Origin of the sequence: Chitinophaga tropicalis, assembly GCF_009758205.1 — a bacterium.
GTDB lineage: Bacteria > Bacteroidota > Bacteroidia > Chitinophagales > Chitinophagaceae > Chitinophaga > Chitinophaga tropicalis.
Genome location: NZ_WRXN01000005.1, coordinates 210,218 through 226,301, shown reverse-complemented (window position 1 = coordinate 226,301; position 16,084 = coordinate 210,218). Strand labels below are relative to the sequence as shown.

Below are 16,084 nucleotides of genomic sequence, written 5' to 3'. Positions count from 1 at the left end.
TGGCGCTGAAATTAGTAAAATTTATAATAGTATCAAATTTTTGTTAATTTTACCTGATTTGACACAAAACGAAACCGGCGTGTCGCAATTCAATAAGTTCTAATGTTTTTTAAGCTGTAGCGGTCCTGGCAACTTCACTGATTTTCTGCATGAAATATTTAACACTGGGACAGTTTGCATGACTGGCTGACAAGCTCAGGTCCAGTCCCAGCTTCAATAACCGTGTTACCAGTTTTATTTTCCCTGCGGCTCTGCCAATTCCTCTGCCTGTGTAATGGATTAATAAATCATTAATAGTTTGGAAAGGAACATCTTCCTTCTCCGGTTCAGGAAAGGAAAAAGTCATATCATCCAGCAGTAATTGCATTACTGGCGTACATGCAAGAAACCAGGCTTCAATGGTTTTGACAGCAATGATAACAATATCCTGCGGGCGTGCTGAAATTCGTTCTTTTGTTTTGGTAATACAAATATCCCTATCCAGGTCTGTCAATATAAATATTTTCTCTGCACCACTTTTTTCCAGTATCTGAATATATCCTTCAATATTGTGTGGTAACAGATTGCCGGAGCCATCTGCATTAATGACGTTTACCAGTTCAATATTATTATGGGAAAGAAAGTTTTTAAATGCTGTGGATTGGATCAGGATTAACTCAGTTTGCCCTTCTACAATAAAACCTATTTTGACCATAGAACGCCTCCTCCAAAAGCATTTGAAAGCCATGCTTCGTCTGTCTTTATGTTAACAGCATCTTCTTTGGTTAGTTGTTTGGCAATAGTAGCTCCATTTACTTTATTCACCAGGATAATTTCTTGAGGCTCCAGGCATCTCACCAGTGTTTGGGAGTGTGTGTTCAACAATATGTGATGTCCTTTCTCCTCACTTTTTTCCCGGAAGAAATCTACTAATAGCTGTATAGCCTGTGGATGCAGCCCATTCTCGGGTTCCTCAATACATAAAAACTGTGGCTTATCGGTCTGGTATACAGCAGCCATTAAAGCGAGTATATTGTTTGTACCGTCAGATATCAGGTATTTCGGAAATGGTTTGTCTGATGTCTTTTCATATAGAAAAAACTCAAAACTGCCATCCAGATTGGATTTCTTTATTTCAATGTTTTTAAACTCAGGAATCAGGATTTGCAGCCATTCTACAAATTCATCTTTTCGGGCCTTATCATCGAGAATTTGCCCAAGGATCTGAGACAGGTTAGAAGCGTCTGTATGTAACCTGGATTGTAGTTGAGAACTCCTGTTTAAAAAGGTTTTTCCAACAAATAATCTTGAAAAATTATCAATGAAGATCTCAAATTCGTTATTGTATGAAAGCTGTTTGTTTTTCAATATAGTTAGAAAAGCTTCCCGCTTAGTCTTATCTCTAATGTCAAGGACCGTAAACTTATCTTCTTCATTTTCCAGGGTTAAAACAGGAGAGGAGGCTATTGCATATGTATCATCAAAGCCATCAATTTTTTGCTTCGTCAACAAAAATGTAAAATCGATCAGAATATTGTCATCAAACTGATAATTGAATCTCAGAGGGCTATTTGCAGGAGCCTGGTAGGAATAAATACTTTTTATCCCTCCAAAAAAAGAGGTAGCTTCAAAAGGGAATCGACAAACATAATTAGTGAACTCCAACGCTTCAAAAATATTACTCTTGCCGCTTGCATTAGGACCAACAATGGCAGCAAAAGCTGGTAGGTTCTCCAATTCGAAATCCACCAGAGATTTAAAGTTTCTGATATGAAGTTTCTTAATTCTCATACATTAAAAATACATCTAAACTACCTAAAACAAGAAAAGGCCAGAGTAAAACTCTAGCCTTTTCGCCAATTTTTGGTGCCCAGAACTGGATTCGAACCAGCACACCCTTGCGAGCGCTGCGACCTGAACACAGTGCGTCTACCAATTTCGCCATCTGGGCATCTTGATTCCGTGTTAAGGGATTGCAAAGGTACAATCTTTTTTAAATATTCCAAATATTAATATAAAAAAGCCGCCAGAAATTATCCTGGCGGCCTCAGAAATATGAATATCATTAACCTTATACAGATACGTTGAATTCCCTCAGTGTATCGTTCAGGCTGGTTTTCAGATCTGTTGAAGCTTTACGCTGACCAATGATCAGTGCACAGTTAACATTATATTCGCCTGCAGGGAATTTCTTGGCGTAAGTACCAGGAATTACCACGCTGCGTGCCGGTACACGGCCTTTGTATTCTACAGGCTCTGTGCCGCTCACATCAATGATTTTGGTGCTCTGCGTCAATACCACATTAGCACCCAGTACAGCTTCTTTCTCTACAACAACACCTTCCACAACTATACAACGGGAACCGATAAAACAACCATCTTCAATGATAACCGGGCTTGCCTGCAGAGGTTCCAGCACACCGCCAATACCAACACCACCACTCAGGTGAACATGCTTGCCGATCTGTGCACAGGAGCCTACAGTAGCCCAGGTATCTACCATGGTACCCTCATCTACATAAGCGCCGATATTCACGTAAGAAGGCATCAGGATAGCGCCCTTACCAATGAAAGCACCGTAGCGGGCAATGGCGTGAGGTACCACACGTACGCCCAGGTCCTTATAATTGGATTTCAGTTTCATTTTATCATAGAACTCGAATGGAGAGAGATCTATGGTTTCCATTGGTTGTATGGCAAAGTACATCAGGATGGCTTGTTTTACCCACTCATTCACTACCCAACCATTTTCCGTAGGTTCTGCCACTCTGACTTTGCCTTTGTCTACAGCCTCGATCACGCATTTTATAGCGTCGCTGTAACGGCTTTCCTGCAGTAAGCTGCGGTCGTTCCAGGCGGCCAGTATTTGTTGTTTTTGCTCCATCTGTAAAGAAATTTTTCACAAACATAAGCAAAAGACATAAGCTAGTAGCTATTTCTTACCTTTACTACCCTTTAAACACTACCATGAACATCGCCTTTGATGCCAAACGGGTTTACCAGAACAATACAGGATTGGGAAATTACAGCCGCACGCTGATATCTTCCCTTGCCACGTATTATCCTATGCATAATTACTACCTGTATGCGCCTAAGCTTACAGGCATGTACAATGCCTCCGTTTATGCCAACATGCACTCCGTGCTGCCCCAGAAGCTGCTGCACCGCTGGTTTCGCAGCGCATGGCGCAGCAAGTATGTAGTAGGAGAGCTGGTGCAGAAGAACATGGACATCTATCATGGGTTGAGCCATGAAGTTCCCTTTGGCATCCATGAAAGCGGCGTAAAAAGCGTGGTGACCATGCATGATCTGATCTTTGAAAGATACCCCGGTCAGTACAATCCCATCGATGTCATGACTTACCGCCGTAAGGCTAAATATGCCTGTGAACATGCAGATAAAGTGATTGCCATCAGCGAACAGACCAGGCAGGATATCATTCATTACTATAAAACACCGGCGGAGAAAATAGTGGTAGCCTACCAGAGCTGCGACGAAGCATTTGGAAAGGTGAGCGAAGACGCAGCTATAGAGGCAATGAAATCCCGTTACAGGCTCCCCCCCGTTTATTTCCTGTATGTAGGTTCTATCATTGAACGGAAAAACCTGCTGGGTATCCTGAATGCCATGTTACAGCTGAAAGGAGAGGTGGATATTCCGCTGGTAGTACTTGGCGGCGGCAGCACCTACAAGAAAAAAGTGAAGGCATTTATTGAACAGCATGACCTGAAAGACCGCGTTATCTGGCTGAATGAACAGGCACGGATCGTTGATGCTGATGTGCCCCTGTTATACCAGGGTGCGGAAGCGCTGATCTATCCCTCTATATTCGAAGGCTTTGGCATTCCCATCCTGGAAGCCCTGTGGAGCCGCACACCTGTCATCACTTCAGCAGGCTCCTGCTTCGGTGAAACAGCTGGTGATGCTGCATTATATATTGATCCTTTACAACCTGGTACGCTGGCAGAAGCTATGCGGCGTATAGCCAGTGATAAAGCACTGGCCACTGATATGAAAGAGAAAGGATGGGTACATGCCCAGTTATTTACGCGGGAGAAATGCGCCGCGGAAGTAATGAAGGTCTATGAAAGTTTATAAAGTATGACTGATTTCGAGAACGATGTAACAGCCTCCCTGCAGGCGCTACGTAACGGAGGACTGATCCTTTATCCTACCGATACAATATGGGGGATAGGATGCGATGCAACAGACGAAAATGCCGTTAAAAAGGTCTTTGCCCTTAAGCAGCGGCCGGAAGCTAAAAGCCTGGTCATATTACTGGCTGAGGTGAGAGACCTCCTGAAATATGTAGCGCATCCCAGTCCGGATATAGCAGATATTATTGCCGGGTTTGACCGTCCCACCACAGTGATATACGAAGGAGCGCTGGACCTTGCCCCGAATGTGATCAATGAAGATGGCACCGTTGCCATCCGCATAGTGAAAGATCCCTTCTGCCGGCATCTTGTAAAAAGACTGCGTAAACCGCTGGTATCTACTTCCGCCAATCTCAGCGGACAACCATCGCCTGCTTTCTATGGCGATATAGATCCTGTTATAAAAGATGGCGTAGATTATGTTGTTTCTTACAGGCAAGGCGATACGACGCCCAGGCAAGCCTCCCGCATTATCAAAATGCACCGTGATGGCAGCGTTACCGTGATAAGGCCCTAGTCTTCCAACCTTGGACTATGGTCTATGGACTAAAAATCCTACTTTTGCGGTTTTATTCATTTATGATCAGTAGAAAGCCTATAGATATTCCCTGTACTTTACAGGAACGGAAAGTATTGGAACAGATAGCGTTAGCCGCCAGGGAACTGGGTGTGCCCTGTTATCTGATCGGGGGCTTTGTGCGGGATAAACTACTGAACAGACGGACCAAAGACATGGATGTGGTATGTGTAGGAGATGGTATTGCCCTTGCACATAAAGTAGGAGAGTTGTTTGATAACGCACCTGTCAGCTTTTTTAAGACATATGGTACGGCCCAGGTGAAAACAAACGACCTTGAAATTGAATTTGTTGGCGCCAGGAAAGAAAGCTACCGGCACAATTCCAGGAATCCTGAAGTAGAGCCGGGTACATTGAGAGACGATCAGCTGCGCAGGGATTTTACCATTAATGCGCTGGCTATCAGCCTCAATGAAGAAGACTATGGCAGCCTGTTGGATCCTTTTAACGGACTGGCAGATATGGATGCAAAGATCATCCGTACCCCGCTGGAACCGGAACAGACATTCATAGACGATCCGCTGCGTATGATGCGGGCTATCCGCTTCGCTTCCCAGCTGCAATTTGTCATTGCTCCTGAAGCATTTAAAGCTATAAAGGACAATGCTGAAAGGATAAAGATCATCTCCCAGGAAAGGATCACGGACGAGTTCAATAAGATCATGCTGTCGCCGGTACCTTCCGTAGGACTGGACCTGTTATATAAAGCAGGTATCATGAAGATCATCCTGCCCCAGATGATAGACCTGGTAGGCGTGGAGATGCTGGAAGGCAAAGGGCATAAAGATAATTTCTATCACACCCTGCAGGTAGTGGATAATATTTCCCGCAATACGCGCGATTTATGGCTGCGCTGGGCTGCCCTGCTGCACGATATAGGTAAACCGGCTACCAAACGTTTTGAGCAGGGCCATGGCTGGACTTTCCATGGGCACGATGCGGTGGGAGGTAAGATGGTACCCCGTATCTTTTCCAAAATGAAACTGCCGCTGCATGAAAGTATGCGCCTGGTGAAAAAGCTGGTAGAACTGCATTTGCGCCCTATCAGCCTGACAAAAGAGAATATAACCGACTCTGCTATACGCCGGCTGCTGTTTGATGCAGGAGATGATATTGAAGGATTGATGATGCTCTGCGAAGCAGATATCACCTCCAAGAACAAAGCGAAAGTAAAACGTTACCTCGAAAATTTTGAACTTGTACGTCAACGACTTAAAGAAGTAGAGGAAAGTGACCGTATCCGCAACTGGCAGCCGCCGGTTACCGGAGAGATGATCATGGAAACCTTCGGGCTGCCTCCATCCCGTGCTGTGGGCGATCTTAAAAATGCCATCCGCGAAGCCATCCTGGACGGGGTCATCGCCAACACCTATGAGGCCGCGTACGCCTTCCTGCTGGAAAAAGCGAAAGAGATGGATTTAACGCCAGTTAAATAAAAGTGTTAATTTAGTAGTGTTAAATAATGTTAATGCTACCTGTTCCGATATTAAGGTGCGATGTTTGCATATTCACCTTAAACACCGTAACACCAGATCATTCATAAAACCTTTTGTTGTCATGCCTGTTTTGAAATTCAGAGTTTATTGGGAAGAAGATGAAAGTGTGTACAGGGATATCTCCATTAAACCAGACCAGACATTTTTACAGTTTCACCAATCGATCTTACAATCGTTCGAATTCGACAATAAGCACAAAGCCACCTTCTTCCGTAGCAATGACAACTGGCAACGGGGCAGGGAGATCATCCTTGAACAGGATAACACTCCCCGCAAGGTCGATCCATTGCTGATGGAAGATACTCCCATTGCAGCGGCCGTAAAAACACCTAACCAGAAATTCATCTACCTCTACGATTTTGCCAAGAACTGGACTTTCCTGGTAGAACTGATAGGTGTGTCTAAAGATGAGAACTCCCGTATTACATACCCTTTCTGCGCAAGAAAAGAAGGCTTAGCACCCAGCCAGTACGGTACAAAAGGACTGGTAGGAGACAAGCTGGTGGAAATGGAAGAAAAATATGACCTGAATAAAGAGGGGATGAGTGAAGATGGTTTTGGCGAAGAAGGTGAAGAAGAGGATAATACAGACAGCGAGGATGAAGGCGCAGAAGATAGCAACAGTGACGAAATGTATTAATGGGTAAAACGGTTATCATAATTCCCGGACCTACAGCGGCGGGTAAAACGGCAATGGCAATACGTATCGCTCAACATTTTGATACAGCCGTTATCTCAGCAGATTCCCGCCAGTGTTACCGCGAAATAAGCATAGGGACTGCAAAGCCAGGTGAGCAGGAGCTGCATACTGTTCCCCACTATTTTATTAATTCACATTCCATACAGGAAGAAGTCAACGCCGGCATTTTTGAAAAGCTGGCATTGCAATATGCGCATGATGTATGGCAACAGCATGATGTTGTTGTTATGTGCGGCGGTACCGGATTGTATATCAAAGCCTTTTGTGAAGGTATTGATGATATGCCCGCAATTCCTCCCGCCATACGGCAGGAGCTGAACCGGTTATATGAAGATAAAGGCATTACCTGGCTGCAACAGGAGGTCCGGGAAAAAGATCCCGCCTTTTATGCTGTAGCTGAGATCCATAACCCCAGCCGGCTGATAAGGGCGCTGGAAGTACTTTATGCCACAGGCAGGTCTATCACCACTTTCAGGACAGGAAAAACTGCGGAAAGGGACTTTCGTATTATTAAAGCTGGTATCACCCTCCCTAAAGAACAGTTACACGCCAACATAGAAAAACGGGTACACCAGATGGTGGCAGACGGGTTGCTGGAAGAAGTACGCTCAGTACTGCCATACCGCTCACACAACGCATTGCAGACTGTAGGGTATAAAGAAGTGTTTGATTATATAGATGGATCGCTGACCTGGGAACAGACAGTAGAACAGATCATTATCCATACACGGCAATATGCCAAGCGGCAGCTCACCTGGTTCAGGAAAGACCCGGATATCCGCTGGTTCCATCCTTCAGATACGCAGGGAGTGCTCGATTATGTATCATAAAAAACGCGTTTGCCATACAGCAAACGCGTTTTTTATGTGGCTCCTGCTAAAATATCAGAACTTCCAGCCAACAGTAGCCAGTACATTGGAAGTATTGGTTTTGATGCTGGCAGGTGACGGATCTTTATAGAAGGAAGTGTCATCCAGGACATAAGGCTGCTCCAGACGTTTGCTGGTACCGTATACAAAGCCCAGGTCCAGGTAGAAACCCTGGTTACGGTAACCGATACCTCCTGTGTAATACTGACGGGCGCCATCAAAAGCACTGTTCTTATAAGGACTGCCATAGTTGGCGTAACCCAGCCTGAACGCAATAACATGGAGTTTCAGCTCGCCACCAATACGGATATTGGAAGCGCCCTGGTAGGTGCTGCGGATAGCGTCGTTCCTTGCTTCGGTATCATCCCTGTCCGTGCTGAAACCGTTCTTGAAACGCATCTTCATGGAAGCATAGTCCATGTATTCATAGTCTACAGAGATAAAACCTGTAGGCCTGCGCGTATCAGCAGAAGGAGCGAAGAGGTAAGTAGCGCTTACTACACCTTTCCATGGAGTTCTGATGGTATATTTGGATTCATCATCATAACCATTGTTGCTCTCAGTTGAAGAAGCAGTTCTCACACCACCATAGATCTTGGTATCGGCCGACATAACAGTACTATACGTATCTGTGAAAGTGAGCCAGGAAGGGGAGTGGAAAGTAGCGCCGAGATTCAGGGACTTAATGGGTTTATAGATAGCGCCCAGTTTGAAATTAGCGCCGGTTCCTTCTGTTTTCAAGTACTCTGTAACAATGAAGTTGTTCAGTCCCGCAGTCACAGTATTGATATTTGTTTCCTGCCATCCTTTATCCCTTTCAAAGGAAATGATAGGGAAACCTATGCTACCACCCAGGTACAGCTGATCGTTGTAGTTAGCACCGAAGGCAAAAGAGAGTTCATTATTAGAACCTTTGGAGTTCACAATGTTCTCCTGTTTTACATTAATACTGGAATCTGTAGCCTGTGCAGCTGAGTAGAAGCCACCGATATAATTACCGCTGCCATCTTCAAAGCCGTTTATCAGGTAAGTCTGGTATGCCAGCACAGAAGTATGTGCCAGGGACCCGATCATGTTGTCAGGATTAGTGCCCAGCTGTACGTCAGGATTTGTGATATTAGCAGCATTAGCCGCAGTAGCATAGTTCAGTGAAAGAGAAGAGGTATTGTTGTTACCTGTATAATACACTCTTTCATTGTAATTGGCAGTACGGTTAAAGCCAAATCCAAAGCTGAAGTTCTGCCACTTACTATCCGGTTTTTTCCTGCGGCCGCCAAAGATCATGGTAGCGTTGGTAATGTTTGGAACAGTTTTATTATCGCTCGCAGTACTACCCAGGTAAGTGCCTTTATTGTTTACGTTCTGTAAGCCAAGGGTGAAGGAGAAGTCATTAGTTCTGAAGAAACCTACGCCTGCCGGGTTTACGAAGAGGGAAGAAACTTCACCGCCCAGCGAGCCCAATGCCCCGCCTACGGATTGCCCGCGGGTAGTACCGGAAAGATCGCTGCTGCCGAATCGTAAAGCGTCGTCAATTGTCTGGGCCTGCAGAGTATAGCAGCAACCTGACAGAGCAGCCACTAACACTAATCTTTTTACCATAATTGTAGAGTATGATTAAGGGTTAAAAAATACCCTGGCTTTTGACCAGGGTAGATTTTATAATAAATTTCAATGATCAGGTCAGTTACTAATTTCTGCCACCTCTGCTGGAACCACCGCTACGGCCGCCGCCGCCACCACCACCACCGATGGAGCCTCCGCCGGAACTTCTGCCAGGGGAGTAAGAAGGTGCTGAAGGCTGATAGGAGCGCTGCGGAGTTGACTGAGGCTGATAAGTACGCTGAGGAGGAGTGTAGCTGCCACGGCCACCGCCATCATTGTAAACAGGACGTTCTGAAGAGGAGGGAGTAAAGGTCCTTCTTGGCTGGTAGTAGCTGTCGCCACTTACCCTGCCGCCAGAGTTGTCACTGCCGCCATTGCGGATCACACGGCTGCCACGGGAGCTGCCATCGCTGATCCTGCCGCCGCTGCCGTCACTTGTACGGCCGCCTGGCTGGTAAGAATTACGGTCTCCTCTTACACGGCCACCTGAACCAGGTACATAGTTGCCACCTACTACACGGCCTCCGCCTGAAGAGTAGCTGTTACGTGTACGGTAACCACGGGCAGGCATTGCGTAACCATAAGAGCCGTGACCCCAGCCCGGATAACCATAGTAACGTCCATAATAGCCGCCGTAGTATCCGCCATAGTACCAGGGATTATAACCCCAGCCACCATAGCCCCAACCATTGTAAAGCCATGGATCATAATAGCCTCCCCAGCCAAAACCAATACTGATGGAAGGACCCCAGAAGCTGCTGTAGTAAGGCGAGCCCCAACGGCTGCCATAATAGCCACCCCAGCCCATGCCTAAGCCCCATGAACTGCCATAGTAAGGGCTGCCATAATAGCCTGAGTAAACGTTAGGAGAATAATAATCGTAATAAGAACCGTTGTAATTGTTATTAAAAAGGGCTATACGACGTGAGTAGTCACCTTCATCTCCATCATCATAGGTAACATATGAACCACCATCTTCATTGGCGTCAGTATAGTTTGCATTGTTGTCCTGCCTGTCATTACTGGCAGCATAGGCAGGCTTTACTCTCGGAGAGTAATACACATCGTCCGGCGTCTGCGTTGTCTTATATGCTGAGGAACAGCTGCTTAATGCTAGCAGTACAATCCCGGCAAGGTAAGGAATCGGTTTCATGTCTGGAATTTTTAGCCTGAATTCTATAGTAAATTTACACTAAATTAAACGTAAAGTAAGGGCAATTGTTACAATAATACCTGACCACTCATAATATTTTGTCAAACTGTTTGCACGTTTCTGATTTTCATGTAGGTTTGTAACATTTTACCTTTTGGTAATATATTTTGTACAAATATTAAGCCAATTTTTAATTGGTTAATTTTGCTACAGTCAGGTATTATAAATTTTTCTATAGTTATATGAGTAAAGAGATCACAGCACGTGCTGAAGATTATTCAAAATGGTATAATGATTTAGTACTGAAGGGTGGATTAGCAGATTATTCTGCTGTAAGAGGATGTATGGTGATCAAACCATACGGTTTTGCCCTCTGGGAAGGCATGCGTGACGTACTGGACAGGATGTTTAAAGAAACCGGTCACCAGAATGCCTACTTTCCTCTCTTCATCCCCAAAAGTTTTCTGAGCAAGGAAGCCAGCCACGTGGAAGGTTTTGCCAAAGAATGTGCTGTGGTGACCCATTACCGTCTGAAGAACGATCCCAACGGCGGTGGCGTAATAGTAGATCCCGAAGCAAAGCTGGAAGAAGAACTGATCGTTCGCCCTACTTCTGAAACAATTATCTGGAATACATATAAGGACTGGATCCAGTCTTACCGTGATCTGCCCCTGCTCATCAACCAGTGGGCTAACGTAGTGCGCTGGGAAATGCGTACCAGGCTGTTCCTCCGTACAGCAGAGTTCCTCTGGCAGGAAGGCCATACTGCACATGCTACTGCTGAAGAGGCAATTGCAGAGACAAAACAGATGCTTGAGGTCTATGCTGACTTTGCTGAGAACTATATGGCTGTGCCTGTTGTAAGAGGGGTAAAATCTCCTGCTGAACGTTTTGCCGGCGCTGTCGATACTTATTGCATAGAAGCGCTGATGCAGGATGGCAAGGCTTTACAGGCAGGTACTTCCCACTTCCTGGGCCAGAATTTTGCCAAAGCCTTCGAAGTTCAGTTCTCCAATAAAGAGAATAAACTGGACTATGTTTGGGCTACCTCCTGGGGCGTATCTACCCGCCTGATCGGTGCGCTGATCATGGCGCACAGTGATGATGACGGACTGATACTGCCTCCACGCATTGCTCCTTTACAGGTAGTGATCGTACCTATCTACAAAGGTGAGGAGCAGAAAGCAAAAATCGATGAAAAAGTACATGCTATCATGGCAGACCTGAAGAAAGCAGGTATCCGCGTGAAGTACGACGACTCCGATAATGCCCGTCCCGGATGGAAATTCGCCGAATATGAAATGAAAGGCGTACCCGTACGTATTGCACTGGGCGCCCGCGATCTTGAGAACAACGTGGCTGAAGTAGCCCGTCGCGATACAAAAGAGAAATCCAGCCTGTCACTCGACGGACTGGCAGAACGCATCGGCGCATTACTGGAAGAGATCCAGCAGCAAATGTTCAACAAAGCCAAAACATATCGTGATGAGCACATCACTCCTGCCAATACAATGGAGGAGTTCGAGCATCTGCTGGATACCAAAGGCGGTTTTATTGCAGCACACTGGGATGGCACTACAGAAACAGAAGAGGAGATCAAGGAACGTACTAAAGCTACGATCCGTTGTATTCCTCTGAATAATAAGCAGGAAGCCGGCACCTGTATACTTACAGGAAAACCGTCTACTCAACGGGTATTATTCGCCCGCGCTTATTAACAAATAATCAACTAACTTACCGGGGGCTGAACAAGGAGTACTAACTACATTACTTTTGGTTCAGCCCCTTATAACAAATCCCGACAACCCTTTTGATGCCTAAAAACCTTTACATATTATTATGGTGGGGACTGGTTGCTGTTTGTCTGAGCGGTAACGCTGCAGCGCAGGGACTGATGATCCGTAACTATAACGTAAAGGACGGACTGGCCAATGCAACCGTTTATGCTGCAGTACAGGATAAAGAAGGATTTATCTGGTTCTCCACACCTACAGGTGTCAGTAAATTTGATGGGAAACGCTTTCGTAACTACTCAAAGAAAGATGGCCTGACAGATAATGACGTTGTGAAACTGGCAGCAGATTCCAAAGGACGCGTCTGGTTCTTTACCCTCAACGGTCTTCCCTCGTTCTACCGGAATTATGCCATTCATACCGGTCAGAATGATACCTCTTTGTATATAGATGCCCGCGGACAATACATGCAGTACATCTTTGAGGACCAGGCAAGTGGAATATGGTTCCTCAATACAGATAACCGTGTCATCCAGTATAACGGCAATAAGACTACGTACGATAAGCTGGGAGCAGGAACAGACCTGTTTTACTTTCTCCGTTACGATAACGTTTTCAAACCCCTTCAGCCTTATTTTAGCCTTAGCTCACTGAAAGACATCAACAACGCAGATCAGAAAATAATTACCTCCTGTACCTTTCCCCTGGACAAACAACTGGTTGCCGATATCGGAAAGCGAAGAATAGTGATCCTGAATAATACCCTCTATAGCTATAATGTCAAAGAAGCGATCTGCTTCTTTAACGGTAACGACTGGGGCATCAAAGAAGAGATCAGCAACATCTGTATAGATAATGATAACCTCTGGATAGGCACTCCGCGTGCACTCTATTACCTCAAAGGGTTTTTCAAAGGAGAACGGAAGCTGACAAAACTGCTACAAAACCATTATATCACCTCCCTGCTTAAAGACAGGGACGGCAATATCTGGATCACCACTTTTGGAGACGGCGTTTATAATATCCCCTACAAGAACTTCTACTTCAATTATCTTGATAATACTAACGGGCTCTATTCCCACTCCATCTTCAGCGTCCTGAAAGACGAAAAGAGCGGCATGCTGCTGATTGGTCAGAACGCAGGCGTTCTGAATACGATGGACAGCAGCAAACGGATCAGGCAGTTTAATCTGGATACCACCAGCGGCCGTAACAGCATTCTCAGCATCCTGCCATATAAGCAGAATGAAGTACTGGTAGGAGCAGATAACGGTCTTTTCCTGTTCAATACCGCGCAGCAGCGTGCATCGCTGATCAAACCGGTAAGAACATTGAAAGATGTAGATATCAGTTCCGGAGGCAGAGTGAAAATAGTATCCAAGAACCAGGTGATCACGGACGACTATAACGTCACTGTTGAAGACGACCTGCTGACCTCTATCGTCAACACCAGCGATTCAACTTACTATATAGGCAGCAACGCAGGTGTGTTCTATGGCACCGACCAGCTGCGCGCCCTGCAGATACCCGGTACAGACTCCGCCCTGCATAAAAGCGTAAAAGACCTGAAATGGATAGGCGGAGAACTATGGATAGGTACCAGCGATGAAGGCCTGTATGTAATGAGGAATAACCGGATGGTCAAACATATCAGTACGGCCGATAAACTGGTGAGCGATATCTGCCAGCAGCTTTATTACGATGGCGTTGGACGGCTGTATGTAGCTACCAATAAAGGTGTATCTGTCATTGATGTGAACACGAAATCGCTTGTACGTAACATCACGTCCAACGATGGGCTCATGAGCGATGATATACGCAGTGTATACTACCAGGATGGCACTATATATATCGCTACCTCCAATGGCTTAAGTTACTTTAACGACAGAAACATGCCGGTAGATACAGTACCACCGGCCATTTACCTGAACCGTATCAGATACGGGGACAGCTCTTACCTGCCGGCAAAGACATTTACCCTGTTATACCAGCGCAAAGCTTCCTTTGAAGTGGAGTTTGGCGCTATTGCATATGACCTGCCGGAACTGGTGGAATACCAGTACAACTTCTCCAGCGATACCTCCAGCGGCTGGATCACTACCATGTCCAATATCGTGCCTTTCCCTGACCTCCAGCCGGAAACCTACCAGCTGCAGATCAGGGCCAGGAAATATAAAAGCAACTGGAGCCGGCCTGTTATTGTTACCGTCACTATCTTACCGCAATGGTACCAGCAGTGGTGGGCCCGGGGTATAGTGATACTACTGGGATTATTACTGGTAGCATTTGTGCTCAGGTATGTGATCAGGAGGATACAACAGGGTGAAAAGCGTAAAACAGAATATAACCGCCGGATAGCGGAGCTGGAGGCAAAAGCCCTGACCAACCAGATGAACCCACATTTCATCTTTAACTCCCTGAATTCAGTGCAGCATCTGATCATGGAAAAAGAAGAGAAACAGGCGCTGAACTTCCTGGCAGACTTTGCAACGTTGATGCGGCAGATGCTGAACAACTCCCGGAAATCCCATATTTCCCTCGAAGAGGAGATTGCGTTCCTGACACGTTACATAGAGCTGGAAAAGATCCGTTTTGCCAATGTCTTCACATATCATTTCCTGTTACAGGATGATCTGAAAGACTATACGATCTATATTCCCCCCATGATCATACAGCCTATTGTGGAAAATGCCATCAAGCATGGCCTGGCCCCAAAGAATGGCAGTGGCCGGCTGGAAGTGAAGCTGGTTTTATCCGGCGATATGTTATATTGTTCTGTAGATGACGATGGAATTGGTTGGGAAAGGGCAAATGAAATAAAAAGTGGCCGTTTGATCAGGCACGAATCTACTGCGTTGAGTGTGATACGTGAAAGGTTGCAGATTATAAAATCTTTTAATGGAAGTGTTGGAAAGTTAGAAATAATTGATAAATTTAAGTCTGGTTTCGGCAATAAGGAGGGTACCCTGGTTGAAATTCTGATTCCCATTGTTAAGATGTTATGAGTAATATTAAAGCTGCGATCGTAGACGATGAAGTCCGCAACATCCATATTTTGCGAAATATTCTGGAGAATTACTGTAAAGATGTTACGGTAGTAGGGGAGGCGCAGAACATTCATGACGCGGCGGAAATGATCAAAAATACCCAGATAGACGTTTTGTTCCTGGATATTGAAATGCCGCCACATAATGGATTCCAGTTATTGGAAATGTTTCCTGTGTTGAACTTCGAAGTGATCTTCATTACTGCATTTCAGGAATATGCATTGCAGGCGATCAAATTTGCTGCATTGGATTATCTGCTCAAACCTATCAAGGTTAGTGAGGTAGAAGATGCTTTGGAAAAAGTGAAGAAAAGCAAAAAAGGACGCCTCAACGAACTGGCTTCTATCCTTAAAGATTATGTAAAGAACAATGACAATGCTTTCTCAAAAATAGTAATACCTGTAAACGATGGTTATAATGTCATTGACCTCAAAGACATTATCTACTGCGAAGCGTTTGACAGCTATACTAAAATTCAACTGATCAATAACGTATCTCACCTGATTTCCAAGTCATTGAAGGAATATGAAGAGATGTTGTCTGACAAGGGATTTTACCGCGTGCATAAGTCGTTCCTTATCAATATTCACCATATCGTGAAGATCATCAAAGGATTAGGAACAGCCGTGGTAATGAGTGATCATAAAAATATTCCCATCTCTTCCCGTAAAAAGGATGAGTTCTTCGCCCAGCTGAAAGGGGTGATAAACCTGTAAACTCTTATCCGGAAAAAAAAGATATCGCTTTACCCATAAAAAAAATGATTTTGCC

At 45.2% G+C, this 16,084-nt stretch carries 13 protein-coding genes and 1 tRNA gene; 8 read left to right on the top strand and 6 right to left on the bottom strand.

Annotated elements, in window-relative coordinates; genetic code table 11:
- Positions 1–109 precede the first annotated feature (109 nt).
- The 4 genes from GO493_RS13470 to GO493_RS13455 form a co-directional block, all read right to left on the bottom strand.
- Complete coding sequence (locus tag GO493_RS13470; RefSeq protein WP_157306702.1) at positions 110–694, bottom strand: DUF4276 family protein; 585 nt, start codon at positions 692–694, stop codon at positions 110–112.
- Positions 682–1,770, bottom strand: a complete 1,089-nt coding sequence (locus tag GO493_RS13465) for an AAA family ATPase (RefSeq protein WP_157306701.1) — start codon at positions 1,768–1,770, stop codon at positions 682–684. The genes GO493_RS13470 and GO493_RS13465 overlap by 13 nt, the downstream gene beginning before the upstream one ends.
- A 73-nt stretch (positions 1,771–1,843) precedes the next feature.
- Positions 1,844–1,930, bottom strand: a tRNA-Leu gene (locus GO493_RS13460).
- A gap of 120 nt (positions 1,931–2,050) precedes the next feature.
- Complete coding sequence (locus GO493_RS13455) at positions 2,051–2,863, bottom strand: 2,3,4,5-tetrahydropyridine-2,6-dicarboxylate N-succinyltransferase (protein WP_157306700.1); 813 nt, start codon at positions 2,861–2,863, stop codon at positions 2,051–2,053.
- 83 nt (positions 2,864–2,946) lie between these two features.
- Between GO493_RS13455 and GO493_RS13450 the strand changes: the two genes are divergently transcribed.
- The 5 genes from GO493_RS13450 (at position 2,947) to miaA (ending at position 7,739) form a co-directional block, all read left to right on the top strand.
- A complete protein-coding gene (locus GO493_RS13450; RefSeq protein WP_157306699.1) occupies positions 2,947–4,077 on the top strand; it encodes a glycosyltransferase family 4 protein in 1,131 nt (376 codons plus the stop codon).
- A 3-nt stretch (positions 4,078–4,080) separates the two neighbouring features.
- Positions 4,081–4,653, top strand: a complete 573-nt coding sequence (locus GO493_RS13445; RefSeq protein WP_157306698.1) for an L-threonylcarbamoyladenylate synthase — start codon at positions 4,081–4,083, stop codon at positions 4,651–4,653.
- Between the two features lie 62 nt (positions 4,654–4,715).
- The gene (locus GO493_RS13440) at positions 4,716–6,149 is read left to right on the top strand and encodes a CCA tRNA nucleotidyltransferase (RefSeq protein WP_198315705.1); all 1,434 of its coding nucleotides are present in this window, start codon (positions 4,716–4,718) and stop codon (positions 6,147–6,149) included.
- Positions 6,150–6,270: 121 nt separating this feature from the next.
- Positions 6,271–6,849, top strand: coding sequence for an IS1096 element passenger TnpR family protein (locus GO493_RS13435; protein WP_157306696.1), 579 nt, complete (start codon positions 6,271–6,273; stop codon positions 6,847–6,849).
- On the top strand, positions 6,849–7,739 hold the full coding sequence (gene miaA, locus GO493_RS13430) for a tRNA (adenosine(37)-N6)-dimethylallyltransferase MiaA (RefSeq protein WP_157306695.1): 891 nt from the start codon (positions 6,849–6,851) through the stop codon (positions 7,737–7,739). Before GO493_RS13435 ends, miaA begins: the two co-directional genes overlap by 1 nt.
- Before the next feature lie 54 nt (positions 7,740–7,793).
- On the opposite strand, the gene GO493_RS13425 is transcribed toward miaA, so the two are convergent.
- Entirely contained in the window at positions 7,794–9,377 is a 1,584-nt protein-coding gene (locus tag GO493_RS13425; RefSeq protein WP_157306694.1) for an OmpP1/FadL family transporter, read from the bottom strand.
- Positions 9,378–9,465: 88 nt separating this feature from the next.
- A complete protein-coding gene (locus GO493_RS13420; protein ID WP_157306693.1) occupies positions 9,466–10,533 on the bottom strand; it encodes a hypothetical protein in 1,068 nt (355 codons plus the stop codon).
- Positions 10,534–10,775: 242 nt separating this feature from the next.
- Between GO493_RS13420 and proS the strand changes: the two genes are divergently transcribed.
- From proS to GO493_RS13405, 3 genes are all read left to right on the top strand, one after another.
- Entirely contained in the window at positions 10,776–12,251 is a 1,476-nt protein-coding gene (gene proS / locus GO493_RS13415) for a proline--tRNA ligase (RefSeq protein ID WP_157306692.1), read from the top strand.
- A gap of 95 nt (positions 12,252–12,346) precedes the next feature.
- Complete coding sequence (locus GO493_RS13410) at positions 12,347–15,271, top strand: sensor histidine kinase (RefSeq protein ID WP_157306691.1); 2,925 nt, start codon at positions 12,347–12,349, stop codon at positions 15,269–15,271.
- Positions 15,268–16,029 carry a LytR/AlgR family response regulator transcription factor gene (locus GO493_RS13405; RefSeq protein WP_157306690.1) on the top strand — a complete coding sequence of 254 codons (762 nt, stop codon included), beginning with the start codon at positions 15,268–15,270 and terminating at the stop codon, positions 16,027–16,029. The genes GO493_RS13410 and GO493_RS13405 overlap by 4 nt, the downstream gene beginning before the upstream one ends.
- Positions 16,030–16,084 lie beyond the last annotated feature (55 nt).

Bases quoted from the DNA above. Each gene is read 5' to 3' on its own strand.
- GO493_RS13410 (WP_157306691.1), top strand. From the start codon at position 12,347: ATGCCTAAAAACCTTTACATATTATTATGGTGGGGACTGGTTGCTGTT.
- miaA (WP_157306695.1), top strand. From the start codon at position 6,849: ATGGGTAAAACGGTTATCATAATTCCCGGACCTACAGCGGCGGGTAAA.
- GO493_RS13455 (WP_157306700.1), bottom strand. From the start codon at position 2,863: ATGGAGCAAAAACAACAAATACTGGCCGCCTGGAACGACCGCAGCTTA.
- GO493_RS13465 (WP_157306701.1), bottom strand. From the start codon at position 1,770: ATGAGAATTAAGAAACTTCATATCAGAAACTTTAAATCTCTGGTGGAT.
- GO493_RS13425 (WP_157306694.1), bottom strand. From the start codon at position 9,377: ATGGTAAAAAGATTAGTGTTAGTGGCTGCTCTGTCAGGTTGCTGCTAT.
- GO493_RS13470 (WP_157306702.1), bottom strand. From the start codon at position 694: ATGGTCAAAATAGGTTTTATTGTAGAAGGGCAAACTGAGTTAATCCTG.
- GO493_RS13420 (WP_157306693.1), bottom strand. From the start codon at position 10,533: ATGAAACCGATTCCTTACCTTGCCGGGATTGTACTGCTAGCATTAAGC.
- GO493_RS13450 (WP_157306699.1), top strand. From the start codon at position 2,947: ATGAACATCGCCTTTGATGCCAAACGGGTTTACCAGAACAATACAGGA.
- GO493_RS13435 (WP_157306696.1), top strand. From the start codon at position 6,271: ATGCCTGTTTTGAAATTCAGAGTTTATTGGGAAGAAGATGAAAGTGTG.
- GO493_RS13405 (WP_157306690.1), top strand. From the start codon at position 15,268: ATGAGTAATATTAAAGCTGCGATCGTAGACGATGAAGTCCGCAACATC.
- GO493_RS13445 (WP_157306698.1), top strand. From the start codon at position 4,081: ATGACTGATTTCGAGAACGATGTAACAGCCTCCCTGCAGGCGCTACGT.
- GO493_RS13440 (WP_198315705.1), top strand. From the start codon at position 4,716: ATGATCAGTAGAAAGCCTATAGATATTCCCTGTACTTTACAGGAACGG.
- proS (WP_157306692.1), top strand. From the start codon at position 10,776: ATGAGTAAAGAGATCACAGCACGTGCTGAAGATTATTCAAAATGGTAT.